Raw genomic sequence first — 25469 nt, forward strand, 5'->3', positions numbered from 1 at the left:
TGCGGCGAGCATGGCGGGTGGTCGCCGGGCGGCCGGCCTCGGCGGCTCCGAAGGCCCGCGCCCGCGCCCAGGGCCCGCGGCCGGTGCCCCGGGAGCTTCGCTTCCGGGGCACCGTGACTTCGCGTCGCCCGCCTCGGCGGCCGTGCGCGGAGCCGGATCGGGTCAGTTACAGGTCGTCACGCTGAGGCTGCTGTCCCCGCAGAGCAGCAGGCTCGCGCGGCTGCCGGTCTCGACGTCGCCGACGGCCTCGTCCTTGGGGGTCTCCAGCGACTGCAGGTCGAACAGGTTCATGATCGTTTCCTTTCGTGTGGGGACGGTTGTGCTGTGCGACCCCGGAGCGGGGCCGGTTCGTGGGGCCGCCGAAGCGGCGGGAGGAAGGGCAGGTGTGCCGGGCCGTCGCCCAGGGCTGCCGAGAGGGCCAGCAGGACGCCCGCCGTGCCGGTGGCGACGTCCATGGAGAGCCGCATCATCTGTTCGCCGGGGAAGGCGAGATGGCCTCGGTAGGACATCGCGTGCCAGGTCAGGCAGCCGATCTGGCGGCGTACGTCCTCGGGCGCCGTGCCGGGTCCGCCGGTGTTCGTGCGGGCGAGGTGCAGGACCATCCCGGCGACGCCGCGGAAGAGGCCCGGCTGGGCGTAGAAGGTGGCCTGCGCCGCCTGCACGATGTCGCGCCGGGCCCGGTCGAGGGTCTCGTCGTGGCGGTGGAGGAGGTAGTCGTCGATCACCATGCCGATGCCCACGCTGCCTGCGCCGAGATACGGCATCGTGCGCCAGCCCTCGTCGACCTGCAGGGTGCCGGAGACTCCGCGCACACAGCGGGTGAGGTCGTCGTGGAGCGCTTCGGCGGCGAGGTCGAGGAGCGCGGTGTCCCGGGTGCGTTCGTAGAGCCGTACGAACAGCAGGGCTCGGCCGGCGGCGCCGTGCAGCAGTCCGGTCCGCACCCGGCCCGGCGCCGCATCCACGGACCCGGCGGACGCGGCGGGCGGGCGGGCCGCCAGTTCGGCGCACCTCAGCGCCGCCGCGTGCAGGCCGGTCTCGCCGGTGGAGGTGGCCAGGGAGTCGAGGGCGAGGCCGATTCCGGCGGTTCCGCCGTGGAGGTCCGGCGCGAGGGCGACGTGGTCCTGGGCGAGGACGAGTTCGGCCAGCTCGAGGGCGGACGCCGTGTGCCCGAGGCGTTGGAGGGTCCAGGCGATGCCGGTGAGCCCGTCGTAGAAGCCGAGCGGCGTGCCGGACTCGGGCTGCTTGGCGTACCGTAAGAGCTTCTCCTCCGCGGCCGGACATCGTGCGGCCCCGCTCTCGTGCAGGGCATGGAGGACCCCCGCGGTGCCGTAGGCGACGGACATGCCGCCCCCGGCGGTGGCGAACTGGGCGATGTCGCCGGGGAAGAAACGGTCCTCCCGGTCGGGCGTCGCCGACGCCAGGATCGCGTGGACCATCGAGTCGCGGCTGTGGGGCCACTGCGCCGGCTCCACGGGCAGGAACGCGGAGCTGCTGCCGACGGCGCCGCCGAGTGCGGTGACGCCCCGGGGGAGTGGGGCGCTGTCGCGAGGCCGGGCAAGGTCGGGTGGCGAGGCGCCGACAGGGGTCGGTGCGCCGGTACCGGTCGAGGTGTCGGTGCGGACCTCGTTTCCGGTGCGGGTCGGTGCGCCCGTGCGGGCCGAGGTGCCGGCGGGCTGGCGCACGATCTCCCGTACCGCGGCGTCCAAGAAGCCGGGAGGCAGGGGGAATTGCGCCGCCGCGACCTCCGCCAGATGGGCGGCCTTGGCCCGGTCCACGGCGAGCAGACTCGTGAGCGGGACGAACAGGGCGATCCTCAGACAGGCGAGTGCGTAGCGGTCCACATCGAAGCCACGCCGGTCGGCGGGTGCGACGAACGCCGGGTTGGCGACGGTCTGCCGGCCGCCCTGTGCGGCCGGCTGGGCCGCCTCGAAGTCCAGAAGCACCACGGAGCTCTCGTCCTCGGACACCATGATGTTGAACAGGTGCAGGTCGTTGAAGACGATCCCCCGTGCGTGCACCGCGGCCACGGCCTGCTCGACGAGACCGTGGATCCGCAGGGCCCAGTCCGTGTACTCGGCGAGCCGCTCCGCCGACGGTTCGGCCTCCATCAGGGGATGCCTGCGGGCGAAGAAGGTGTTGAGCGGCCTGCCCTCCACGAATTCGAGGGCCAGGAAGTGGTGGTCGCCGAGGGTGAAGCTGTCGAGGACCTCCGGTGTGCAGTCGAGCCCGGACAGCCGTTCCAGCGCGCTGCGTTCGCGGTGCAGCCGGGTGACGGCGTCGGCCCCGTCGGCGGCCAGCCCGGCGAACGGACGTGCCTCCTTCAGGACGACCCGACGGCCCGTCACGCGGTGCCGCGCCTCGTACACGCCCCCGCCGTTGGAGAAGTGCAGTGCCTTGTCGATCTCGTACGGCATCTCCTGCACCGTCACCGCGGCTCTCGCCTCGAGGTGCGGGCGCAGGAACGACGGCGGAGTGACCCAGTCGGGCACGCGGAAGACGGGCCCGCGCGCGTCGGGCACGAGGGTGCCGGTGCCGTCCTCGATGGCCGGCCGCAGCTCCCCGTGTGCGTCGTAGCAGTGGCGGCGGGTGAAGCTGCCGTACCGCAGGTGCACGGGGCCCTTTCCCCAGCGCAGATCGCTGAGGACGTACGGGCCGGGCTCGCCGTCGAGCAGGTGCGCCAGGTCGGTCGCCAGACGCTCGCACTGCTCGTCGTCGGCCGGGTACACCGTGATGAACTTGCCGCTGGCGGCGCGGTCCGCGTACTTGGCGTTGCGCTGGTGCAGCAGGTACCGGCTCGGCACGAACTTGAACGCCACCTCGTGCCGCAGGCAGTGTTCCCGGACCGTGTCGAGGACCCGCTCCGCGTTGTCGAGGCAGGCCGAGACGTGGATCTTCCAGCCCTGCGACGGGAGGTTGCGCCCCAGCGGACGCAGGGCGAGCCAGTCACCCGTCCGATGGCTGGTCCACCCCTCGGGGACGGGAAGAGCGGCGGCCCGGTAGAGGGAGTCGCCCGCTCCGTCGGCGAAGACGAGACGGTGCGGCGCGTCGTAGAAGTGCCGGTCTGCGTCGCAGAAGACCGCGTACCCCTTGTTCACAACGCACTCCCTCGGTCGGTGACGGACACGACGTTGTCACGCCCCCCGAGGGCCCCGACAGTCGCCGCTGTCACGTCTCGGATGTGCAGTACGCACAGGTAACCGCGGCTCCCCGGGGGCCTCCTGAGGACGCATCAACCGGTGGTGTCGGCAGTCCTGGGGGCGGCAGGCTCGGTCGGGGGCCTGGTGCGTGCCGGACGTCGGGAGGCCGAGGCTGAGAAGGTCCGCCTGGCCGATCCGCCTGGCCGAGCAGGCGCGGGCCCGGGCGCTGCGGTCGATGGAGGCGGTCTGGGGGACGGGGGACCGCGAGTTCGACCACGGGTACCGCTCGCGACGGAGACCGCGCGGAAACCCGCTTGGCGACCCGCAACGACCGCTGCTACGTTTCCGGAGGCCGTGCGAGAGAACGAGGAGGTGGTACCCGTGAACGCAGCAACGACATGGGTGCTCTCCTCCGGGGTCACGGTCGGGCGGTAGGTCGTCCGGGAGCGCCGTGCAACAGCACTCCCGAAAGGCACGACCATGGCCCTTCGCTTCACTTCCGAGCAGCGTCTCGACGACGGCGTCCTCGAGCGCGAATTCACCCTCGGCGAGATCCCCGGCACACTGTGGACGCCTGAGTCCGCCACACCGGCCCCCCTGATCCTGATGGCCCACAACAACGGCCTGCCCAAGAGGGAACCCCGGCTGGTGGCCCGGGCACGGCACTACGCGGCGTACGGCTACGTGGTGGCCACCATCGACGCCGCCGGGTGCGGTGACCGACCTCGTTCCGCTGCCGACGAGCAGGCGCGCGCCGACCTCGGCCGCGCGATGCAGGCCGGCGAGCCCGTCGACGAGATCCTCGAGTCCCTGGTGGGCTCGCTGGTCGAGAAGGCGGTCCCGGACTGGCGAACCACCCTCGACGCCCTCCTTGAGCTGCCCGAGATCGGCGGCCCGGTCGGGTACTCGGGGTGGACCGCAGTCGGCATCCGCCTCGCGGCGGTCGAGCCGCGCCTCGCGGCCGCCGGCTTCTTCGCCGGGGGTTACGTGCCCCGAGCCCAGCGCGAAGAGGCCTGTCAGGTCACCCTTCCGCTGCTGCTCCTGCTGCAGTGGGACGACGAGGGGAATCCTCGGCGGCGAGCGCTGGACCTGTTCGACGCCTTCGGCAGCAAGGAGAAGACGCTGCACGCCAATGTGGGCGGGCACGTCGGGACCCCGTGGTTCGAGGTGGAGGACGGGGGGCGGTTTTACGACCGGCACCTGAAGTGAGGCGGCGGGGCCGTCCGGCAGGCAACAAAAGGTGAGCGATGCCGCCGGTCCCGACCTTCCCCGGCGCTCTGCACCGCGGGCCCCTGCCCACTCGGCAGGGGCCCGCGCTGCCCGACGTCACGAACTCCTCGAAAGCCGAGTTTCTGACTGGTCGCGGGCGCAGCGATGAGATTTCGTGGTTCGGGGAGTCTCTCCACCGTAGGCACCCATCACAGGAGGAACACGTGACCCAGCTGCTGAGGGTCCAGAACTTCAACGTCTCGAGTGACGGGGTCGGTGCCGGTGAGGACCAGACCCTGGAGAGGCCATTCGGCCATGTGGACCCCCAGCGGCTGTTCTCCTGGGCCGGTGCCACGGCGAGCTGGCCCATGCGCACCGACCCCGGCGGGAGCCGGGGCCTGGACGACTACTTCACCCGGGACTTCTCGCACAACATCGGCGCCGAGATCATGGGTCGCAACAAATTCGGGCCCCAGCGCGGGCCCTGGCACGACCACGAGTGGCAGGGCTGGTGGGGGGACGAGCCCCCGTTCCACACCCCGGTGTTCGTCCTGACCCACCACAAGCGTCCTTCGTTCACGCTCTCCGACACCACGTTCCACTTCGTCGAAGGCGACCCTGCCACGGTCCTCGAGCAGGCGCGGGAGGCGGCGCAGGGCAAGGACGTCCGACTTGGCGGCGGGGTCACGACCATCCGGCAGTTCCTCGACGCCGACCTCGTCGACACCCTGCACGTGGCGGTCTCGCCGATGAAGCTCGGGGCCGGTCTACGACTCTGGGAGTCACCCGACGAGCTGCTCGACCGGTTCCATCTGGACGTGGTCCCCAGCCCGAGCGGGGTGACACACCACCTGTTCTGGCGAAAGTGACCGGTTCTCAGGGCGGTGCGGCCGGCCGGTGCCGGCTCAGTTCTGCTCCCTGCGGCCGGCCCTCCCGATCGATCTCGCGCGTGTCCTTCCGGTGCGGGCCGGGGGCCGATCGCGCGCGAGGGCGACGCCCTGGCCCGTGTCGTCACCAGTGCGACACTGGAGGAGTGACAGAAGCCGGACGACAGGCGGAGCAGCGCTTGGAGCGCGCCATCCTGGAGCTGCTGGAGAGGCGTGGTCCGTCCGCGTCGATCTGCCCCTCCGACGCCGCGCGAGCCGTGTACACGGGGGACGACGACGGCTGGCGCGCGCTCATGGAGCCCGCTCGCCGCGCGGCACGGCGACTGTTCACGTCCGGCGAGGTGGAGATCACCCAGGGCGGTCGCCCCGTCGACCCGGCGGACGCCCGAGGCCCCATCCGTATCCGCCGCGCCGGATGACGCGGGCCCCCGGTAGGACGCCGAGCTCTGGCCCGGCCACCGCCCTCCACGGGCCACCACGACCACGACCGCGACCGCACACGGCGTCCTGGGGGCAATCACGACGAACGGATCGTCGTCGCACGTCCCGGAGCGCGCCCTTTGACCCGCGTCCCGTGAACCGCGTCGCGCAAGGTCCTGTCCCCGTCCCCGGGAGATCCGCGGCCGACCCGGCGCTGCCTGACCCTCCGCTCCCGCCTCACCGTGGGCGTGATCATGCCGTCTTTCCGCCACCTGATCGGCTCAGCAGGACCTAGAGTGTGCGCGTGACCGAGCAGAATCCCGAACTCATCGCCGGCCGGTACCAACTGGTCGAACGCATCGGCCAAGGCGGCATGGGCCGGGTCTGGCGTGGCCTGGACCAGCAGCTCTTCGGGCGCGAGGTCGCCGTCAAGGAGATCCTCTTCCCGCCGGGCCTGGACGACGGCGACCGAGCCGCGCTGCTGAGGCGGTTCACCAGCGAGGCCCGCGCAGCGGTCACTCTCAGCCATCCCGGCGTCATCACCGTGCATGACGTGGTGGAGCACCACGGCGCCCCCGTCATCGTCATGGAGTTGATCCGGGGGCAGTCCCTGGCCGCCGCCATAAAGGAACGGGGCCGACTCCCCGTACGACGGGTGGCCGAGATCGGCGCCGCCATGCTCGACGCGCTGGCCGAGGCTCACGGAGCGAGGATCGTCCACCGCGACATCAAGCCGGACAACGTCCTGCTGACCAAGGACCGCGTCGTCCTGACCGACTTCGGCATCGCCCACCTCGCGGACGCCACGACCAAGCTGAGTCACAGCGGGACCGTCATCGGCACGCCGCAGTACATGCCGCCGGAGCAGCTGGAGGGCAAGCGCCCGACGCCCGCCAATGACCTGTGGGCGCTCGGCGCCACCCTCTACCACGCCGTCGAGGGGCACCCGCCGTTCGACGCTGACGGGCTCCACGCCCTCGCCGTGGCCGTGTTCACCCGCCCGCACCGGCCACCGGTCCACGCCGGCCCGCTGACCCCCGTGCTCGACGCGCTTCTCACCAAGGACCCGGCGCAGCGCGTGAGCGCTGCGGATGCGGCCGAGATGCTCGCGTCGGTGCTGCGCTCCTCCCCACCCCGGACCGACGCCTCCGTCGTACACGGACCGACGCAGGAAGACGGGCCGACGCACGACCACGACCCCGGACGCGAACCGGCGCCCACCCCGACCCCCGCTCCGCGGGTGCCCACTCCGACCCCCGCTCCGCGGGTGCCCACTCCGACGCCCGATCCGCGGGTGCCCGCGCCGGCACCCGATGCGGCGGCGGAGCATGCTTCCGCTCCGACGAGGCCGCAGCAGCCACCGACGCCGTCCCCACCCACCCCCACGGTCCAGGACTCCGGCTCCGCCAGCCCCCCGCACCACCCCGTACCGGACCGGCCGACCGCGCCGCCCGCCTCCCCGGCCGACGACACGGTCACGCTCGGTGCGACGGCCACGTCGGAGCACGTCGAGCGGGCTTCCGCCCGGCGACGCCCCGGCCTCACCCGGCGCTCCGCGATCCTGGGCACGGCGCTGGCCGTGCTCACCACCGGCTCCGTCCTGACCTGGACCCTCACCCGTGACGACGACGCACCCCGCGACGGGGCAGCCGGCAGCGGTGCGGGGGCCACGTCCGTCACGGTGGTGATCGGCGTGGACGCACCACTGAGCGGCGGACTGTCCTCGATGGGCGCCGGTGTCAGGAACTCCGCCGACCTGGCGGTCAGGACCGCCAACGAGTCCCGGCACGTCCCCGGCGTCACGTTCGAGATCAAGGCCCTCGACGACGAGGCCGACCCCGCCAAGGGCGCACCCAACGCCGCCCAGTTCGTGTCCGACGACAAGGTGCTGGGGGTCGTCGGCCCTCTCAACTCCGGTGTCGCCCGGACCCTGGTGCCGCCGCTCGCGCGGGCGGGCGTGGTCAACGTGTCACCGGGCAACACCGACCCCGTTCTGACGTTGGGCCCCGACTGGGCCGCGGGCACCAGCTCCCGTCCTCACGCCACCTACTTCCGCACCATCGCCACGGACGTCGCCCAGGGGCCGTTCGCCGCCCGTCACCTGCACGGGGCGAAAATGACCAAGCTCTACGTGATCGACGACGCGAGCCCCCACGGCACCGCTGTCACCGCCGGCCTCACGGCCGAGTTCACCAAGCTCGGAGGGACCGTCGTCGGCACCGAACAGATCGATCCCGCGGAGCGCGCCTTCGCGGGCCTCGCCGTCAGAGTGCGGTCCTCAGGCGCCGACGCCGTCTACTTCGGCGGCTACTACGACGCCGCGGCGCCGCTCTCCCAGCAGCTCAAGCAGGCGGGGGTGAGCGTCCCCCTGATGGGCGGCGACGGCATCTTCGACCAGCAGTACCTCACGGCGAACCCGGAGGCCGAGGGCGATCTCGCGACCAACATCGGCCTGCCCGCGGAGGAGTCGGAGCCAGGGCGGGACTTCCTCGCCCGGTACGAGAAGGCGGGCTACCCGCAGGAGGCCGGCTGGTACGGGCCCTACGCCTACGACGCGACGTGGACCCTCATCGAGGCGGTGAAGGCCGTCGTGACGGCCAACGGCGGCACCCTCCCCGACAACGCCCGGGCGAAGCTGGCGGAGGCCGTCGCCGGGTCGGCCTTCGACGGTGTCACCGGCCGTGTCGCCTTCGACGAGTACGGCGACACGGTCAACCGCCGGCTGACGGTGTACACGGTGAACGCCGGCAGCTGGAAGGTGGTGACGAGCGGCCCCGCCGCCCCCTGACACCCGTCCGAGGGACAGGGCCCGGAGCCAGTCCAGGCAGGGTCGAGGACCGCGACAGGCGTCCCTTCAGACGACGAGCAGGCGGAGGCCGAGATCTGCCGCGTCGAGGTGAGCGAGGTCGCTGTTGCGCTCGGCCCACCGGCCGGAGACGAGGTCGTCGCCGAGGCTGCGTACCGCCCGCTGCTCGGCCTGCGGCCCGACCCGCGTCCACACGGACATCGCACGGCGCACGTGGTCCTCCAGATACGCGCCCGGTCGGCGCCAGTACGCCTCGAACAGGCCGTCGGCGCAGTCCCACGGGATGGGCACCGGCTCGGCGCGTGCGCCGATCACGTCGGCCATCCCGGCAAGCGAGGGAAAGTCCGCGAGGACGCCGGCGAACTCCGGCAGGTAGTCGCGGGTGAGCCAGAACCTGTCCTGCCACCCGGGTTGGTCGGTGTCGAAGGTGAGCACCACCACGCGGCGGGCCACGCGCCGCATCTCTCGCAGCCCCGCCATCGGGTTCCCCCAGTGGTGCACGGTGGAGACGGCCATCGCGACGTCGAAGGAATGGTCCTCGAACGGCAGGCTCTCCGCGACGGCGGCCACGCAACGCGCCGATCCGGCAGGCCGCTGCGCCCGCATGACCGCCGAGGGCTCCACCGCGGTCACGTCGCGGTCAGCAGGTTCGTAGGAGCCGGTGCTCGCCTCGACGTTCAGCACCGTCTGAGCGTCCCCGAGCGCGTCCCAGAGCTGTGCGGCGATCCGTGGCTCGGTGCGGCGAGTTGCGGTGTAGGCGCCGCCGATCGCCTCGTACAGCCGTGCACCGAGCATCTCCAGTTGCTCCTCCGGTGTCACCGTCAGCCCCTTCGCCCGTGCCGCAAGCTCCTTGTCGATGGCCGTGACCATGGCGTCAGCGCGATCGCGACGCTCCAGCAGCAGGCCGCGAAGCCGGTGCAGGTGCGCCACCGCGTCGGTGGACGGGTCGCCGACGAGTTCCGTAACCTCCCGGAGCCCGAAGCCCAACCGCCGGTAGGCCAGTACCTCCCGCAGCCGCTCCACGTCGTCCGCCGAATAGGCCCGGTACCCGGCCGCTGTCCGCGCCGACGGACGCACGAGCCCGATCTCGTCGTAGTGATGCAGCGTGCGGACGCTCACCCCGGCCAGTTCGGCCACGCGTCCCACGGTCCAGTGATCCTCCACGGCACCGACTATGCAGCCTGACGTCACGTGAGGGTCAAGAGCCGCGCTTCCCGGCAGCAGGAGCGGAAGCGGAGACCAAGGCCGCACGTCGCGTCACGGTGACCATCGGCGGTTCAGCGAGTGGTCGAAGGTTCGGGTGCGGGCCGAGCTCCACCGCGCGGTGCTCGATGTGCCCGTCCCACATCGGGACCGGACGGGTCACCCGGCCGGTCCCGATGTGGGACGGGAGAGCGGGGCCGGGGAAGGACTTCCGGTGCGTCCGCGCCCCAAGCACCTGAGGAGTCCGTTCATGGCACGCACGTTCGCCCTGGCCGCCTTGACCACCGGTGTCGCGCTTGCCGTGACGTCGGCCTCCGCTGCCGCGGGTCCGGAGAACGCGAGGGCGGCGGCCGACAAGGCCCTGACCTATCGCGCCACGGCTCCCTACCTGCAGCACGGCAAAGGCGTGCAGGCCGGGTACAAGCCCGACCGGTACTGCGTCTCCGACTCGGTAGGGAGGACGGGCGCGCTGGGGTACCCGCACTTCAACCACGCCTACGACAACTCGACCGACCCGGCGAAGCCCGCCGCGCTCTTCTACGAGGACGACGGCACGGGAGGCAGGCGTCTCGTCGGTGTCGAATGGCTGGTCCACGACAGGGACCAGGACCTGACGACGGACGGCGATCGGCCGAGCATGTTCGGGGTGCCGTTCAAGGGCCCCAAGCGCGGCAACTTTCCTGGTCAGCCCGTTCACTACGCCTTGCATCTGTGGTTGTGGAAGAAGAACCCCGGGGGAGAGTTCTCCACCTTCAATCCGGCCGTCACCTGCCTGCCCGGCACCACCCGTCCGCCGACTGCCTGAACGCGAGGGTCGGACAGCACGTGAGGCGTACGTCTACTGGCTGAAATGTTCCGCGACGGCCAGGAACAGCCATGTGGCGAGCACACCGACAGCTACGATGCCGAGCACCAGCAGGGTCCCGATCAACGCGAATGCCATCGTGATCCGCATGCGTCTCACTGCCGACTGGTAGTCGGTGTCGTCGTCCCAGCTCTGCTCGTTCAGGTGACCCCCTTGGCGGCAACCGTACTGGTCCCTGTGCTCGGGGCGGACGCCCGGGTCTCTCACCATGCCGCGTTGTACAAGGTGCGCAACACCGTGGAGGGGCGCATCCACACGATCAAGGTCTGGGAGGTGCTGGAGGCAGCCACCTCCCGCGTGGCGCGCGGGCGTCTCCCGCTCAGCGAAGGCCACGCTTCTCGCGTTCGGCTTCGATCAGCTCCTCCATGAGTTCCTCCGGGTCCACCCTGTACTCGGTGTCATCGAGGGCGTCGTAGTCCCGGGTGCTCAGCGGTAGGCCGATCTCGGCGAGCTCGGCGGCCAGTTGGGTGAACGCGATGCGCTCGTCGGGCTCGTCCCGGTTGCTTGCCCGCTCGGCAGCGGCTCCCTCGGTCAGGGTGAGGCCGACCAGGCTCCAGAAGGTGAACTCGGTGTCGAGCTCTGTGAGATGCCAGGCGCGGTCCGCGGGTTCGTCGGGGTGCAGCCAGTAGCCGATCCACCCCTTTCCGCCCTTCGCCACGAGCTTGACGTACGTGGCCATCTCCGCGGCTGCGGCGTTGACGGCCTGCATCTCCGGGTCCGCGAGTTCGTTCTCGCTCAGATAGCTGGTGTCCAGGAGCGGGTGGACCTCTCCCGCCTCGAAGAAGTCGAGGTCGAGAAGGCGGGTGAAGTCGGTGCGGCCTTCCCACTGCGCCACCAGCAGAACGCGCAGATCGTCCGGTATCGGACGGCCGTCCAGCCGCTCACGGGAGAACTCCGCGAGCTGTTCGTCGTACATGCATGCTCTCCAGAGGCCGAGGCAAGATTCTCACGTCAACGTAACAGCGGTGTCTGACAAAGAGGCTGGGTGGCGACAGCCGACCACGGCATGGGATGCGTCGCCCAGTGCCGCGGCGCTCGGCCATCACGCGGGAGCCTGGCGTCGCGGCTGCTGCCGCGGGACCGGCCAACCCTGCTCCGCCGGGGCCCCCTTCAAGGTCGAGTGGCATCGGATGAGAGGTCGAGAGATCACGAGTTGGGGTCGCGCGTCGAAGACGGCCGCATCGTCACGGAGTTCGCCGATCGCGACGAGACACGCAGCAACGCCTGCTGTTGTTGGCTGCACGGAGGTTGTGTCCGGGAGTGCGAGGACGACGAATGACGCGAGGCCGCGACGTCAGCGGCTCGACCAGGGGGAGCACCCCGGAGGCGGACGCAGCCCACGCCGGCATCGTGCACCTTGGTACGCGGCCCCCGCGTGCAGCGCCCTACATGATGTTCCCCGCGGACGAGTGCGGCTCGGCGAGGAGTTCGAGGAGGCCGGCGATCTCCTGCCCTGCTTCGGCGGGATGCCGGAACGCGGCACCGGGGACCAGGGTGTAGCGGTTGCGCCGTCCGTCGCGGGTCCGCGTGATGTACCCGGCCGCTTCCAGGTCGGCGACGATCGCCTGCACGGTGCGATCGGTCACGCCGCAGTACGCCGCGACGTCCCGCAGTCGCACGCCGGGGTCCCGGGAGAGCGCCAGTAGTACGCGGGCGTGATTGGTGAGGAACGTCCACTCCGTATGATCTCCCTTGGCAGCCATACCCCCATACTGCCCTCAGTCGTTCCATACGCGAAGTAGGTTTCACGTAACTGCTGACGTATGACGTACGGCGGTGCGCAGCACTCGATGCAGGCCTTTCGCGCGCCCGGCGGCGTTGGCCGTGACGTTCCTCATCGGCCGGGGCACCGTCACGGACCTGTGCGGCCCTCCCTCCTGCACGGACCGACCGCTTGTGACGGCGGCCGGGCCGGCGTCGTCCTCGACCTCTCGGAGGTCGCCTTCGGCGACTTCACGGGCGCGTCAGGCAAACCGGGCAGTCGGGCCAGGGGGCCCTTCCCGGCCGGCGCGGAGCGTCAGGTGATCTCTCCCCGGGAGAGCCAGGTCCACTCGGCGGCCCCTGCGGCACAATCACGGGATGATCGGCAGACGACTCACCTATCGCACCGTGGACGGCGTCCGCATACCCGGAACCTGGCGGCACGTCTTCATCCGCAACGGCAGGTACTTCCTCACCGACCTCCGCATCTATGCCGACGGACTCATCGACTGCTGGGGCCTGGTCACCCTCGAGGAGTTCGAGGAGAAGGTCCGGACCGGCTGGGTGGCCACCACCCTCCCGGACGGCGCCCAGGCATCCGCGCACGGTCTGGCGCGCTGGACGTTCAGCGAGCCGCGAAGCCTGCTCACCCCTGAAATGCTGGTCGCCGAAGTCCGCGACACCATCGACCGGCTGAACCAGCGTCCCGACTCGATCGGCCGGTGCCTGGCCGCCGTCGACGCCTTCCTCGCAGATCGGACAGAGGAGAACCGGGCCGCGGCACACGCCGCGTTCCTGGCCGTCCCGGCGTCACGGCGCCGCTACGTGCTGGGCGACATGGACACCAAGGACTGGCCGCTGCGGGTTCTTGTGGCAGGGCCCGGAGGCCGGACCTACCTGCCGAGTGACCCGCCGGTGTCACAGGAGAGCTACGACAGGGCCCTCGCGTACTTCGAGGAGCGCACCCGCTGGAGTACGGAGCGGGGCACGTACGTCCCAGCAGACGGACCGGCGGCCCCGCACGCCCCGGCGGTCCGGCTCAGCCACTCGTTGTCGAACGAGCCGGTGGCCGATCCCGGTCACCTCGGACTGCGCAACGACTACCCCGCACCCATCTCCGTCGGGGAGGTCGTCTACCCCTCCGTGGCCCACGCCTACTGGGCCCTGTCGGTGACTCGGCCGGAGTCCCGCAGCGCGATCGCGGCAGCGGACACCGCTGCCGCAGCACACAAGCTCGCGGCTGCGACAGCTCGCCGTGAGAACTGGGAGCACGTCCGCGCCGCCGTCATGACCCGCCTGCTCCGCGCCAAGTACGACCAGCATCCCGAACTGGCAGAGATCCTGCTGGCGACGGACGGCGCCACCGTGGTCTACGACGATGTGGATTCGGCCTTCTGGGGTGACAATGCCGGCCGCGGCCGCAACTGGACCGGCCGACTCCTCGAACTTGTCCGCTCCGAACTGCGCATGAGACAGAACGGGATCCCGGGGCTGTGACCGGGCCGTGCGCCGGGAAGGGAGCATGGCGATGAGCGTACGGCTGCCGGTCGAACGTGGGCGGTCTGCCCCCGCGCCGGGCATCGGTTGCGGCGGTTGGCTTTCCGCCCCATCAGAACGAGCCGACGCCGGATCCCGAACCATTGGGCGGCAGAAGGACGCCGTGGGCCGTGAACATCTCCGTGAGGCAGACGTACTGATCGGCGGTCAGCCGGTCGCGCTTCCAGAGCGCCTGTGCGGTCTGGATCGTACGGGCGATCGCGGACCGCAGCCCGCCCGGGCGTCCGGCGCTGAGCTCGTCGCCGCGCGGGGCGAAGGCCTCACGGACAAGTTTGTTCAAGGCACTGAACTCAGCGGCGGACAGCTTGGGCACGGCGGAGAGGTCGTAGGCACCGGTCGCCACCGCTGCGGCGGTGGTCTGCCGGATCGCGTCCAGCGTCCGCTCGGGCAGCCGGGATGCCGTGGTGACGAAGGCCGCCACCTCAGGCGGAACCATGGACATGCGCCCACGGCCTACGTGCGCGTGGCGAGCGGGATCGTTGCCGCAGCGTCGGAGTGACGGTGGTCACGAGGGATCTTGGGGGAGTGCTGCGTAGGCTTGTGGGGTCGTCGCGGTGGGGCAGGAGAGGATGCGAAGCTCCTGGTTCGCCTGACGATGCGTCAGTAAAGTCGGCAAGTGGTCAGCATGAGTCCTGAAACGCCTGGGGACGGCTGTCCGGACTTGCGACTCGTTGTAGGGTGTGGAAACAGCCCTTGACCTGCAAAAACGCAGGCAGGGAGCCTATGTCCAGGAGTACCTCGATGATACGTACGATGTTCAAGTCCAAGATCCACCGTGCCACCGTGACCCAGGCTGATCTGCACTACGTCGGTTCCGTGACCGTCGACGCCGATCTGATGGACGCGGCCGATCTGCTCCCCGGGGAGCTCGTCCACATCGTCGACATCGACAACGGGGCGCGCCTGGAGACCTACGTCATCGAGGGCGAGCGCGGCTCCGGGGTGATCGGGATCAACGGCGCCGCCGCGCACCTCGTGCACCCGGGCGACCTGGTGATTCTCATCAGTTACGCCCAGGTCGAGGACGCCGAGGCGCGCGCGCTCGTTCCCCGTGTGGTGCATGTGGACGCGGACAACCGGATCGTGGAACTCGGCGCCGACGCCTCCGCGCCGGTGCCCGGGAGCGACCAGCAGCGCAGCCCGCAGGCCGTCGCCGCGCACGCCTGACCGACCGCACGAGGGAGAGGTTCCCCGATGGCCGACCTGGAGATCCGCGACGACCGGGAGAAGGGGCGCCTGGAGGCGTTCGAGGACGGGACGACGTACGTCGGCGTCATCGTCTACTTCGCCCTCCACGCCGAGCCCCACGCGCTCGTCGCCGTCCACACGGTCGTGGAGGACGGGCACGAGGGCCAGGGCATCGCCGGAGCCCTCGTGCGGGAGTTCTACGCCGTCGCCGCCCGGGCGGGAGTCCCCGTCGTGCCCCTCTGCCCGTACGCCGCGAAGTGGGCCGCGAAGCACCCCGACGAGGCCCCCGTGCCTCCGGAGGACGTCGTGAGCGCGGCGAAGCTACAGCTCAAGGCCACCCCCGAGCTGTGGTGAGCCTCGCCCTCCTGCACACCTCCGAGGCCCATGTGCCCGTCTTCGACGGGCTGCGCGACCGCCACCACCCCGGGCTCGCCCTGCGGCACCTCGTCGTCGAGGAACTGCTCGTACGGGCCCGGGCCGAGGGGCCGGAAGCCGTGGCCGGCGCCGTCCGTGACGTCCTCGCCGAGGCCGTCGCGGGCGGCGCCGAGGCCGTGCTCTGCACTTGCTCGACCCTCGGCGGTGTCGCCGAGCGGCATGCCGCGGAGCTCGGGGTGCCCGTGCTGCGGGTCGACCGTCCGATGGCGGTGGAGGCCGTCCGCGCCTCGCGCGACGAGAGCGGGGACCGGCCGGCCGAGGCCCGGGGGAGCGAGGACCGGTCGGCCGAGGCCCGGGGGCGGGTCGTCGTCGTCGCGACCGTGGAGTCCACCCTCGCTCCCACGCTCGACCTGCTGCGCGAGGAGTCGGGGGACCGGACCCCGTCCGTCGCCACCGTGGTCGTCGACGGCGCGTGGGAGCGCTTCCTGGCCGGAGACCGCGACGGCTACCTGGACGCGGTGGCGGCGGCCGTGGACCGCGTCGACCCCGCCGGCGAACCGGTGATCGTCCTGGCCCAGGCCTCCATGGCCGACGCCACCGAGCGGACCACGACCCCGCTGACCGTCCTCTCCAGCCCCCGCCTCGGACTCGCCGCCGCGGCCACGGCCGTGTGCCGACACGGATGAATGGCCCCGGCGGGCGCGGGCACACGCTCCGGGAGAGCCTGGGGGGCGTACCGCCCCGTACGCCCCCGTACGCCCGTCGACCGAGAGGCCCGAGATGACCCAGCCCACCGTTCCGGTGCCGCCCTCGCCGATCCCGGCGCCCGGCCCGGTCCCGTCCCCACCGGCCCCGGTGCCCGAGCCGCCGCCGGTACCGCCGCCCAACCCGGTCCCGGAGCCGCCCCGCCCCGCCCCCGTACCGGAACCCGAACCTCAGCCCGAACCGGGGCCCGCCGGCCCGTGAACCCTTGTCACGGCCTGTGACCTTCCCCTACCTTGGGCGACTGCCGATGGGTTCGGCAGACGGGTTCAAGGGGGGGCCATGGCCTTACGGGGACGACACCGCAGGTACCAGCCGAGCCGGATCAACCGTGCCTCGCTCACCGTCACGGCGAGCGGCGCCGGCATGGCGCTCCCGCTGGTCGGCGCCGGGACGGCCCAGGCGGCCTCCCTCGATGTCTGGGAGAAGGTGGCCGCCTGCGAATCCTCCTCCAACTGGCGCATCAACACCGGCAACGGCTACTTCGGCGGCCTCCAGTTCAGCCAGTCCACCTGGGAGCGGTACGGCGGCACGCACTACGCGCCGCGCGCCGACCTCGCCTCCAAGGACCAGCAGATCGCCGTCGCGGAGAAGGTCCTCAAGGGACAGGGGCCGGGCGCCTGGCCGACCTGCTCCACACGCGCCGGACTCGGTCTGGACAAGCCGGGCGTGACACCCGTCTCCGTACCCGGACAGCGGTCCGCCGAGGCGAAGCCCGCGTCCGTGCCCGCCACGCCGACGACCGTGCCGAGCGTCCGCGAGATGTACACGGTGACCCCCGGGGACTCGCTCTCCCGCATCGCCCGCGAGGAGCGGGTGAAGGGCGGCTGGCAGCGGCTGTACGAGGCGAACCGCACCGTCGTCGGCGACGACCCCGATCTCATCCACCCGGGACAGAAGCTGACCCTCCGGATCGCCGCCCCCGCCAGGCCCGCGCCGGCGACGAAGCCTCCGGCGGGCAAGGCCACCAAGCCGCCCACCGCCAAGCCCCCGACCGCCCAGGCGCCCACCGCCAAGCCCCCGGCCACCAAGGCGCCCGCGTCCACGACCAAGCCCGTCTCGAAGCCGGCCGGCAAGCCCGCGAGCAAGCCCGACGCCAGGACGAAACCCGCGAGCAAGCCCGCGAGCAAGCCCGCGACCAGGCCCGCGGCCACCGGCGACAGCTTCTCGGCCCCCGTCTCCGCCTCCATCGGCACCCGCTACCGCGTCTCCGGCTCGTCCTGGTCGAGTGGCTATCACACGGGCGTCGACTTCCCGGTCCCCACCGGCACCTCCGTGAAGGCCGTGGCCTCCGGACGGGTCGTCTCCGCCGGGTGGGGCGGCGCGTACGGCTACGAGATCGTCATCCGGCACGACGACGGCCGCTACAGCCAGTACGCCCACCTCTCCGCGCTCACCGTGCGCGAAGGCCAGCGGGTCGGCGGCGGCCAGCGCATCGCCCGTTCAGGATCGACCGGCAACAGCTCGGGACCGCACCTCCACTTCGAGGTGCGGACGGGTCCCGGGTACGGCTCCGACATCGATCCCCTCGCCTACCTGCGCGCCCGCGGCGTCTCGATCTGACGCATGCCGGTCCGCCCCCTGGCGATCCGCCGCGGTGCGCTCCGGCAGGCCCGCTCGATCTGACACCGCCACGGAGTCGGACTTCGCCGTCAGCCGGTCCACGGTGAGCTGGACGATGCCGAGGGCCGCCACGGCGCCGCAGAGCAGCGCGGCGACGGTGCCGGCCGCGCCGTAGCGGAAGCTCTCACCGAAGAGGGTGAGACCGACCGTCGCGGCCACCACCGGGTTGACGACCGTGACCGTGGCCAGCGGGGCCGCCAGCCCGGCGCCCCGGTAGGAGGCCTGGGAGAGCAGCAGCCCGGTCACGGCGAGGGCCGAGAGGACCAGCACGCTCGGCCACTGGGCGAAGGGCGCCCCCGGCTCCCACTCCACCGCCACGGTCTTGGTGAAGACCGAGGCGATCCCGAAGGACACGCCCGCGGCCGCCGCCAGGACGACGCTGCGCAGCACCGGGCGGCCCACCAGGTGGGCGGCCGTGAAGAGCACGCCCACCACGCCGAAGGTCCCGGCGGCGAGCAGCCAGCGCTCCGCGTCCCCCAGCGACTGCGTGTCGGCGCCGCCGGTCAGGCTGAGCAGCCCGGCGAGGCCCACCGTGGCCATGAGCGCGCCCCGCCAGGCGGTGTGCCCGGCCCGGCGGCCGACGAAGAGCGCCGCCATGGGCAGCGCGAAGACGATCGTGAGGGCGCCCAGCGGCTGGACCAGACTGAGCGGACCGTAGGCGAGCGCGGCCACGTGCAACACCGCGCCGAGGCCGTTGAGCAGCACGGACCCCCACCAGGCAGGGCTGCGCAGCGGCGCGTACGTGAGGCCTGCGGCGGAGGCCGCGACCCGCTCCTGCACGATCGCCGCGGCCGCGTAGGCGACTGCCGAGGTCAGTGACAGGAGCACGGACAGCACGAGGGGGCTCATACATACAACGGTCTCTCTTCCGGGCGTTCACGTCGTCGTACCTGGGAACGCCTTCGGACGTACTGCCGTGGGAGTACGGGACCGTGACGTACGCCGGGGGATGTACACCCGCGCAGGTCAGGAGGGGTGGAAAGCGACGTTTCCGGTATCCAGGTCGAAGCGGGCGCCCATGATCAGCGCCTTGTCGAACGCCTCATCCCGAGCCAGTCGGCGCCGGATCCGGGCCACATTGGCCCGCACGGTGTTCTCCACCCAGTCGCCCGGCAGCCCGCGCGCCGCGCGCGCGGCGGGGGCTAGCTCCTCCACGATCCGGGCGAGGTGTCCCCCGGCCGGTTTCCCGGTCCGTACGTACTCCACGGCGGCCGTCGCCGCCCCGCACCGCTCGTGCCCGAGCACCACGACCAGCGGTACGCCCAGCTCCTCGACCCCGAACTGGATCGAGCCGAGCACCGCCTCGTCCAGGGCCTGCCCGGCCGACCGTATCGCCAGCAGATCGCCGAGCCCCTGGTCGAAGACGAGCTCCGGCGGCACCCGCGAGTCGACGCAGCCCAGTATCAGCGCGAACGGATGCTGGGAGACGGCCACGGCCGCGCGCCGGGCCGCGTCCTCGTGCGGGTGGGTCTGCCGGAGGGCTGCGAACCGGGCGTTGCCCGCGCGGAGTTCGGCCAGTGCCCGGGCGGCGGTCGAAGGACCGTCGGCCGTACGAGCGTGTCCGACGGGAGCCGACGCGCGCGCGGACGGCGCGCCGGCTGTCAGCGCCGCCGCCGCTGTGAGGGCAAGTACCGTGCGACGAGCGGGAGTTGAAGAGGCCGAGAGGGCAGGGGGAGTGGTCATGGGCCCGAGCGTTACGGTGATCCCGGGTCACCGGCCACGACTTGGCCCGGTCATGACCCGATCATGACCTCGGACGGCCCGAGTCTTTCCGTCGCCCATACCCGGGCGCGCGACGATGCCAGGAGGCGGTGGCGGTGGATCTCGTCGAGAGCGGTTCCGTGGGGGGCTTCTTCGCCCTGCGGACGACCGCGCCGGAGACGGGCGGCGCGGCGCACGTACCGCTCGCTCGTCTGTACGCGGGGGAGACAGGCCCTCTCGCCGCCCGGGTCGACCGGGTCGGGGCCCGCCTCGGCGCGCCCGAGCGTCGGGTCGCCGCCTCCATCGCCCACCTCGGGCTCGCGGCCCGGCTCTGGTCGATCGCGCTCGGCCCGGCCGCCCTGTTCGGCCGCTTCCCGGACCTCGACCCGGCGGAGCTGTCCTGGGACGGCGCCCTGACCTCGCCCGACGACCTGTGGTGGGCGGGCACGGCCACCCGCCCCGCCACCGTGGACGACCTGCGCGAGGCCGTCCAGACCGCCCACCTCGTCCCGCTGCACGAGGCCTTCCGCCGCGACGGGCGGATCTCGCCCCGGCTGCTCTGGGGGAACGCCGGGTCGGCCCTCGCCGGAGCGCTGCGCGAGCTCACCCGCTGGGCCCGCGCCCGGGGCCGCCCCGAGGTGGCCGCCCGCGCGGGCGAGCTCGTCTCCGGCCTCTTCGCCCACCCCGACCTGGTCGGCACCGTCCGGGGCCCCGCCCTTCGCCGGACCTCCTGCTGCCTCTACTACCGCTGCCCGAGCGGTGGGCTGTGCGGCGACTGTGTGTTCGACCACGCTCCCGTGCGCGGAGGGTCCACGGGTTTGGAGACAGGGCCTCCCGCTCCGTAAAGTTCCTCTTTTGGAACGACTCCAACGACTCCAACGACTCGCGACAGAGGAACGGCAGAGGCCATGACGGTGACCGAAGAAACCCAGGGGTACGGGCCGGGCATCGACCCCGATCGCCTGGCCGTCTGCCTGAGCGTGCTCGACGAGCTCGACAAGCTGGACGTCGACCACCCGGACGCGATCGCCGTCCGGCGCGCCACCGCCGGCATCTACCGCACGGTGAAGCAGCGCCGCCGCCAGGAGCGCAGGGCCGCGAAGACCGCGAACGACAAGGCGGTCACCGAGTCCACCGCCACCGGCTCCGCCCAGCGGATCGACGACGAGACCGAGGGCCTCCTGCCCTCCTCGGTCACCGAGGCCGGCCGGATCGCCGGAATACTCCAGCGCCCCCGGTCCTGCTACGTCTGCAAGACGCGGTACGTCGAGGTCGACTACTTCTACCACCAGCTCTGCCAGAAGTGCGCCGCCGAGAACCGGATGCGCCGCGAGGCCCGCACCGATCTCACCGGCAAGCGCGCGCTGCTCACCGGCGGCCGGGCCAAGATCGGCATGTACATCGCCCTGCGCCTGCTGCGGGACGGTGCCCACACCACGATCACGACCCGCTTCCCCAAGGACGCCATCCGCCGCTTCAAGGCCATGGAGGACTCGGCGGAGTGGATGCACCGCCTGGAGGTCGTCGGCATCGACCTGCGCGACCCCGCGCAGGCGGTCGCCCTGGCCGAGCGGGTCACCGAGCAGGGCCCGCTGGACATCCTGATCAACAACGCGACGCAGACCGTGCGCCGCCTGCCCTCCGCCTACGCCGCCCTGGTCGACGGCGAGAGCGCCCCGCTGCCCGCGGGTGAACTCCCCGCGCACCACGTCATCGGCGCCTTCAACTCCGGCGCGGTGGACGGTCTGACCGCCCTGCCCGTCGGCGTCAGCGGCCTGGACGCGCAGAAGGTCGCCGATCTCGCGCTGGTCGCGGGCAACGCGAGCGTCGAGCGGCACCGCGACGGCAGCGCCATCGACGCGGGCGGACTGGTTCCGGACGTCGTCGACACCAACACCTGGGTGCAGACCATCGAGCAGATCTCGCCGGTCGAGCTGCTGGAGACCCAGCTGTGCAACTACACGGCGCCGTTCATCCTGATCAGCATGTTGCGCCCGGTGATGGCCGACGCCGCGAAGAAGGCGGAGAGCGGTCGCGCCTACGTCGTCAACGTCTCGGCGATGGAGGGCGTCTTCGGCCGCGGCTACAAGGGCGCGGGGCACCCGAACACCAACGCCGCCAAGGCGGCGATGAACATGGTGACGCGGACCAGCGCCCAGGAGATGTTCCAGACCGACGGCATCCTCATGACCTCGGTCGACACCGGCTGGATCACCGACGAGCGTCCCCACTTCGACAAGCTGCGCCTGGCCGAGGAGGGCTTCCACGCCCCGCTCGACCTGGTCGACGGCGCCGCCCGGGTCTACGACCCGGTCGTGCGCGGCGAGGCGGGCGAGGATCTGTACGGCTGCTTCCTCAAGGACTACGCCCCCGCCAACTGGTAGGGCGGGCACCTGTCCACCGCTCGGATGTCCGAAATTCACTCGATTGCGTCACACTTCTCGACCCCATAGAGCACCAGCGCGCTCATTTGGTTAGTCTGATGCCCACGGTCGACCCATAGGGTTTCACCAAACCCTCACGGTCGGCCTGGGGACTGGCCTGCCACCAAGGCCGCGGTCCCGCCCGAAAGCCGGCGCCACCGCGACCGAACGGCCATGTCCTCATAGGTACGCGACACAAGGGAGTGCGCGGTGACACCAGAACTGACGCAGCAGGAACAGCGATCGTCCGAACGCCCGGAACGGCCCCACCGTCCCGGTGAGCTGGGAAGTCTCGACGTGTGGGCCCACGCGGCTCCCATTCGGCTGGCGGGCTACGAGGACGACCTCGCGGAGCCCCACATCCTGCCCGGTATCGACTGATCCGTACGGTCGTACCGCTTCACCCGTGCCCCCGGCCGCCCCCGCGTCCGGGGGCACGGGCCGTTCCCAGCCCGACCGGCGGCAGGTACTCCCGTACGAGCGTGCGGTGCCACCACGCCCCGGTCTCCCGCAGCTCCCGCCACGTGGTGAACCGGTAGCGGTAGAGCCGGGCCCGGACGAGGGCCGGCGGCGCGTCAGGGAAGGGGTTGTGCCGCAGCAGCCGCAGGGTGTCGCGGTCCCCTTCGAGCAGCCTCTCCACGAACGGCCCGAACCAGTCCCGGGCGTACGCGGGCGAGAGCGCCGCGAACCACATCAGCCAGTCGAGCCGCAGGTGGTACGGGGCGAACTGGCGCGGCAGCCTGCGCGGATCCCCGGGCTTGCCCCTGAAGCCGTACTCCTTCCACACCGTGCCCGCGTGCGGCACCGGCTCGTCGGTGCCCTCGACGACGATCTCGTCCCGGACGCGGCCGACCGTGCCGAAGGCTCCGTACGTGTTGACCAGGTGGAACGGGTCGTACGAGCGGTTCATCGCCTGGCGCCGCGAGAGCAGGTTGCGGACCGGCCGGTAGCTGCGGAAGAGGACCAGGCCGGTGACGGCGACGACCGCGATCACGTACCAGAGCGGCGGGTCGGGCCGGGGATGCTCACCCACCAGTGCCGAGGCGTCCACGACGGAGAGCGCGAGGACGATCGTCAGCCAGTTCAGCCAGGCGAAGTTCCCCGAGAGCACCAGCCACAGCTGGGTCGCCACCATCAGACCGGCCGCCACCGTCGCCACCGGCTGCGGGGTGAAGAGCAGCACCGGGACCAGCAGCTGAACGACATGGTTGGCCGCCACCTCGACCCGGTGCAGCGGGCGGGGCAGACGGTGGAAGAACCAGCTCAGCGGGCCGGGCATCGGCTGGGTCTCGTGGTGGAAGCAGAGGCAGGTCAGGTTCCGCCAGCAGCGGTCGCCGCGGATCTTGATGAGCCCCGCGCCGAACTCGACGCGGAAGAGCAGCCAGCGCAGCAGCCACAGGACGAGGAGGGGCGGGGCGATGTCGTCGTTGCCGAGGAAGACAGCGAGGAAGCCGGCCTCCAGGAGCAGTGACTCCCAGCCGAATCCGTACCAGGTCTGGCCGACGTTGACGATCGAGAGGTACAGCGCCCAGAGGAATGCCCACCACGCCATCGAGACGGCGAGCGGTACGGCGTCGCCCGCGCCCGCCACGAGGGCGAGGGCCAGGACCGCGCCGCTCCACGCGACGGTGGAGAACAGCCGGTCGGAGTAGCGCCAGTGGAACAGGCTGGGGGCCTGGCGCGGCGTCACCCGCCGCAGATGCTCCGGGACGGGAAGCATGCCGCGCGCGCCGATCAGGGCCCGGAACTGGAGAGCGGCGGAGAGGAAGGCCACGAGGTAGAGGCCGGCGAGCCCCCGCTGGAAGAGGATCCGGCTCAGCCAGTAGTCCGGTGCGGTGAACCACTCCATCGCTTCCAGTATCGGCCCGGGGGCTCACGGGCGGCGGCTCAGGCCCGCGGCGTCTTCTCCCCCTCGTCCGTGGAGCGCAGGCCCTCGGCCTGGGACGGTGTGGTGCGGGCGGTCTGGGGGTGGCGATGATCCCGCTGGAGCGCGTCCATGTCCTCTTCGAGCCGCTCACCCTCGGCCTGCGAGGGAGTGCTGTAGTTGTACTCGTCGTACTGGCTCACGGCCGCCTCCTGGGTCGGAACGTACGCCCTACGGAACATATGCCTACAAAGGGAGCGTAACCCCCGGCGTGGCCCTGGGTGCGTCGGGGATTCACCCCTCGACGACGCGCTGGAGCGTGCGGCCGAGGCGGCGTGCGTAGGCGTGCTGGAGCGCGGGCACGAGGGGCCCCGCGAGGCGTGTGTACCAGGCGGCGGGCCGGCTGAACGCGGTGACCGTGAACCAGACCGAGCCGTCGGGGTGGAGATCGACCAGGAAGGACTCCTCGCCGCGCTCGGGGTGCCCGGTGCGGGTGCCGTAGGCGAAGCCGGTGCGGTCCCGCTCGTACGCCGTCCAGATCACCTCGCAGGGTGCGGCGAAGCGGACGGGGCCGAGGCCGATGGAGACCTCGACCAGGGCACCGGGTTCGGCGCGTACGGCCCGGCTGCGGACCCGGGCGCCGGAGGCGCGGTGCATCCGCCAGGTGGTGACCGCCGCCCCGGCGCTCTCGAAGGCGTCCCGGCCGCGGCCTATGCGGACCGTGTGGTGGAGGTGGTGGTAGCCGCCGGGGAGGATGTCGCGCGCGGTGGCGCCGACCTCGCGGTAGTTGAGGGGCGCGGCGGGAGTGGCGAGGTCGCGGATCAGACGGGCCATGGTGCGGTCTCCTTCGAGGGAGCGGCCGCCCGCAGGCGGCGCCAGGCGAGCAGTGAGCAGAGCGCGAAACCGAGGGCGTTGCCGAGACCGTGGGTCGCGGCCATCCAGGTCAGGTTCGGGTGGGGCAGTCCGGTGGCCTCGCCGAGCGCCCAGCTGAGCGCGAGCAGCATGGTCGCCACCAGGACGACGGCCGAGACGGCGAGCAGGCCGCGGGTGACGCGGTCGGGGGCGCCGGTCCGCAGGTCCCGCCAGGTGGGCAGGGCGACGGCCCACATCCCGGCGGTGAGCACGACCGCCCCGGCGAGCTCGGCCCAGTCGTCGACGAAGTAGCCGATCAGGACGAGCAGCGTGCCGAGCGGGACGCTGAGCGCGGCGAAGCGGGTGGCGGGGCTGCCGGACGTACGGCAGACGAGGCCTGCCACCAGCGCGGCGGCGAACCCCGCGAAGTGGAAGTGGGGCACGGTCAGGGCCAGGATGCCGAGGTCGAAACCGAGCAGTTCGTGGCCCGCGCGTTCGGCGACGAGGGCGAGGCCCGCCACCGACGGGGTCACGAGCGCGGTGAGCACGGCGACCTCCGACGCGGCGGGCGCGCGGCGCCGGCCGGCGCCCGGGGCCGGAGGCGGGCGGAGGTGCGCCACGAGCCGGGCCGGGGCGCAGAGCGCCAGCGCGAGGGTGGCCAGCGCGTAGACGGCGGCGAGCGTGGCGGCGGTGGGGGAGCGGGGGAGCCAGAGGGCCACCGCGCCGGGCAGGGCGAGCAGGGGCCAAGCGCGGCGGAGCAGCCGGAGCCCGTGGGGGCGGGGGCCGTCGATCAGCCCCAGGCCGGCCGGGACGACCACGAACATGCCCAGCATCACGATGAGACCGACCAGCACGGACACGATGCCCACCCCCTGGTTGAACGTGTTCAAACTTGC

General features: G+C 72.0%; 26 protein-coding genes. 13 read left to right on the forward strand and 13 right to left on the reverse strand.

Annotated elements, in window-relative coordinates:
• Positions 1-162 precede the first annotated feature (162 nt).
• On the reverse strand, positions 163-291 hold the full coding sequence (locus M5362_RS09920; protein ID WP_260227011.1) for a SapB/AmfS family lanthipeptide: 129 nt from the start codon (positions 289-291) through the stop codon (positions 163-165).
• Positions 288-3095: a class III lanthionine synthetase LanKC gene (lanKC, locus tag M5362_RS09925; RefSeq protein ID WP_260227012.1), complete on the reverse strand. Its 2808-nt coding sequence runs from the start codon at positions 3093-3095 to the stop codon at positions 288-290. Before lanKC ends, M5362_RS09920 begins: the two co-directional genes overlap by 4 nt.
• 522 nt (positions 3096-3617) lie before the next feature.
• On the opposite strand from lanKC, the gene M5362_RS09930 reads away from it, so the two are divergent.
• From M5362_RS09930 to M5362_RS09945, 4 genes are all read left to right on the forward strand, one after another.
• The gene (locus M5362_RS09930) at positions 3618-4346 is read left to right on the forward strand and encodes a dienelactone hydrolase family protein (protein WP_260227013.1); all 729 of its coding nucleotides are present in this window, start codon (positions 3618-3620) and stop codon (positions 4344-4346) included.
• Positions 4347-4570: 224 nt separating this feature from the next.
• The gene (locus M5362_RS09935; protein ID WP_260227014.1) at positions 4571-5215 is read left to right on the forward strand and encodes a dihydrofolate reductase family protein; all 645 of its coding nucleotides are present in this window, start codon (positions 4571-4573) and stop codon (positions 5213-5215) included.
• Positions 5216-5379: 164 nt separating this feature from the next.
• Positions 5380-5652: a DUF3253 domain-containing protein gene (locus tag M5362_RS09940; RefSeq protein WP_260227015.1), complete on the forward strand. Its 273-nt coding sequence runs from the start codon at positions 5380-5382 to the stop codon at positions 5650-5652.
• A 305-nt stretch (positions 5653-5957) separates the two neighbouring features.
• Positions 5958-8441: a bifunctional serine/threonine-protein kinase/ABC transporter substrate-binding protein gene (locus M5362_RS09945; protein ID WP_260227016.1), complete on the forward strand. Its 2484-nt coding sequence runs from the start codon at positions 5958-5960 to the stop codon at positions 8439-8441.
• Between the two features lie 66 nt (positions 8442-8507).
• Here M5362_RS09945 and M5362_RS09950 read toward each other — a convergent pair whose 3' ends face one another.
• Complete coding sequence (locus M5362_RS09950) at positions 8508-9605, reverse strand: MerR family transcriptional regulator (protein WP_260227169.1); 1098 nt, start codon at positions 9603-9605, stop codon at positions 8508-8510.
• A gap of 307 nt (positions 9606-9912) precedes the next feature.
• On the opposite strand from M5362_RS09950, the gene M5362_RS09955 reads away from it, so the two are divergent.
• Entirely contained in the window at positions 9913-10467 is a 555-nt protein-coding gene (locus tag M5362_RS09955) for a hypothetical protein (protein ID WP_260227017.1), read from the forward strand.
• A 33-nt stretch (positions 10468-10500) separates the two neighbouring features.
• Here the strand turns inward: M5362_RS09955 and M5362_RS09960 are convergent, their stop codons facing one another.
• The 3 genes from M5362_RS09960 to M5362_RS09970 all read right to left on the reverse strand — a co-directional run bounded on the left by M5362_RS09960 (position 10501) and on the right by M5362_RS09970 (position 12230).
• Complete coding sequence (locus tag M5362_RS09960; RefSeq protein WP_260227018.1) at positions 10501-10782, reverse strand: hypothetical protein; 282 nt, start codon at positions 10780-10782, stop codon at positions 10501-10503.
• A gap of 64 nt (positions 10783-10846) precedes the next feature.
• Positions 10847-11443, reverse strand: coding sequence for a hypothetical protein (locus M5362_RS09965; protein WP_260227019.1), 597 nt, complete (start codon positions 11441-11443; stop codon positions 10847-10849).
• 469 nt (positions 11444-11912) lie between these two features.
• Positions 11913-12230 carry a helix-turn-helix domain-containing protein gene (locus tag M5362_RS09970; RefSeq protein WP_260227020.1) on the reverse strand — a complete coding sequence of 106 codons (318 nt, stop codon included), beginning with the start codon at positions 12228-12230 and terminating at the stop codon, positions 11913-11915.
• A 376-nt stretch (positions 12231-12606) separates the two neighbouring features.
• On the opposite strand from M5362_RS09970, the gene M5362_RS09975 reads away from it, so the two are divergent.
• Positions 12607-13725 (forward strand): NADAR family protein, encoded by a 1119-nt coding sequence (locus M5362_RS09975; RefSeq protein WP_260227021.1) that lies wholly within the window; start codon positions 12607-12609, stop codon positions 13723-13725.
• 112 nt (positions 13726-13837) lie between these two features.
• Here the strand turns inward: M5362_RS09975 and M5362_RS09980 are convergent, their stop codons facing one another.
• Positions 13838-14227: a hypothetical protein gene (locus M5362_RS09980; RefSeq protein WP_260227022.1), complete on the reverse strand. Its 390-nt coding sequence runs from the start codon at positions 14225-14227 to the stop codon at positions 13838-13840.
• 299 nt (positions 14228-14526) lie between these two features.
• Here M5362_RS09980 and panD point away from each other — a divergent pair, with 299 nt between their 5' ends.
• The 4 genes from panD to M5362_RS10000 all read left to right on the forward strand — a co-directional run bounded on the left by panD (position 14527) and on the right by M5362_RS10000 (position 17673).
• Complete coding sequence (panD, locus tag M5362_RS09985) at positions 14527-14952, forward strand: aspartate 1-decarboxylase (protein ID WP_260227023.1); 426 nt, start codon at positions 14527-14529, stop codon at positions 14950-14952.
• Positions 14953-14979: 27 nt separating this feature from the next.
• Positions 14980-15327, forward strand: a complete 348-nt coding sequence (locus M5362_RS09990; RefSeq protein WP_260227024.1) for a GNAT family N-acetyltransferase — start codon at positions 14980-14982, stop codon at positions 15325-15327.
• Complete coding sequence (locus tag M5362_RS09995) at positions 15324-16034, forward strand: arylsulfatase (protein ID WP_260227170.1); 711 nt, start codon at positions 15324-15326, stop codon at positions 16032-16034. The genes M5362_RS09990 and M5362_RS09995 overlap by 4 nt, the downstream gene beginning before the upstream one ends.
• Before the next feature lie 358 nt (positions 16035-16392).
• Positions 16393-17673 carry a transglycosylase family protein gene (locus tag M5362_RS10000; RefSeq protein ID WP_260227025.1) on the forward strand — a complete coding sequence of 427 codons (1281 nt, stop codon included), beginning with the start codon at positions 16393-16395 and terminating at the stop codon, positions 17671-17673.
• On the opposite strand, the gene M5362_RS10005 is transcribed toward M5362_RS10000, so the two are convergent.
• Positions 17554-18582 (reverse strand): DMT family transporter, encoded by a 1029-nt coding sequence (locus tag M5362_RS10005; protein ID WP_260227026.1) that lies wholly within the window; start codon positions 18580-18582, stop codon positions 17554-17556. The two genes, M5362_RS10000 and M5362_RS10005, sit on opposite strands and share 120 nt — an antisense overlap.
• A gap of 117 nt (positions 18583-18699) precedes the next feature.
• Positions 18700-19416: a carbonic anhydrase gene (locus tag M5362_RS10010; protein WP_260227027.1), complete on the reverse strand. Its 717-nt coding sequence runs from the start codon at positions 19414-19416 to the stop codon at positions 18700-18702.
• Positions 19417-19550: 134 nt separating this feature from the next.
• Between M5362_RS10010 and M5362_RS10015 the strand changes: the two genes are divergently transcribed.
• The 3 genes from M5362_RS10015 (at position 19551) to M5362_RS10025 (ending at position 22238) form a co-directional block, all read left to right on the forward strand.
• Positions 19551-20279: a (2Fe-2S)-binding protein gene (locus M5362_RS10015; protein ID WP_260227028.1), complete on the forward strand. Its 729-nt coding sequence runs from the start codon at positions 19551-19553 to the stop codon at positions 20277-20279.
• Positions 20280-20342: 63 nt separating this feature from the next.
• Positions 20343-21818: an SDR family NAD(P)-dependent oxidoreductase gene (locus tag M5362_RS10020; RefSeq protein WP_260227030.1), complete on the forward strand. Its 1476-nt coding sequence runs from the start codon at positions 20343-20345 to the stop codon at positions 21816-21818.
• A gap of 249 nt (positions 21819-22067) precedes the next feature.
• Positions 22068-22238: a hypothetical protein gene (locus M5362_RS10025; protein WP_260227031.1), complete on the forward strand. Its 171-nt coding sequence runs from the start codon at positions 22068-22070 to the stop codon at positions 22236-22238.
• A 19-nt stretch (positions 22239-22257) separates the two neighbouring features.
• Here the strand turns inward: M5362_RS10025 and M5362_RS10030 are convergent, their stop codons facing one another.
• The 4 genes from M5362_RS10030 to M5362_RS10045 form a co-directional block, all read right to left on the reverse strand.
• Complete coding sequence (locus tag M5362_RS10030; RefSeq protein ID WP_260227033.1) at positions 22258-23706, reverse strand: lipase maturation factor family protein; 1449 nt, start codon at positions 23704-23706, stop codon at positions 22258-22260.
• 38 nt (positions 23707-23744) lie between these two features.
• The gene (locus M5362_RS10035; protein WP_260227034.1) at positions 23745-23924 is read right to left on the reverse strand and encodes a hypothetical protein; all 180 of its coding nucleotides are present in this window, start codon (positions 23922-23924) and stop codon (positions 23745-23747) included.
• Positions 23925-24015: 91 nt separating this feature from the next.
• Positions 24016-24555 carry a DUF1990 family protein gene (locus M5362_RS10040; protein ID WP_260227035.1) on the reverse strand — a complete coding sequence of 180 codons (540 nt, stop codon included), beginning with the start codon at positions 24553-24555 and terminating at the stop codon, positions 24016-24018.
• Positions 24543-25433 (reverse strand): YndJ family protein, encoded by an 891-nt coding sequence (locus tag M5362_RS10045; RefSeq protein ID WP_260227171.1) that lies wholly within the window; start codon positions 25431-25433, stop codon positions 24543-24545. The genes M5362_RS10040 and M5362_RS10045 overlap by 13 nt, the downstream gene beginning before the upstream one ends.
• Positions 25434-25469 lie beyond the last annotated feature (36 nt).

Origin of the sequence: Streptomyces sp. Je 1-79 (genome assembly GCF_025195125.1) — a bacterium.
In the GTDB taxonomy this organism is placed as follows: Bacteria; Actinomycetota; Actinomycetes; order Streptomycetales; family Streptomycetaceae; genus Streptomyces.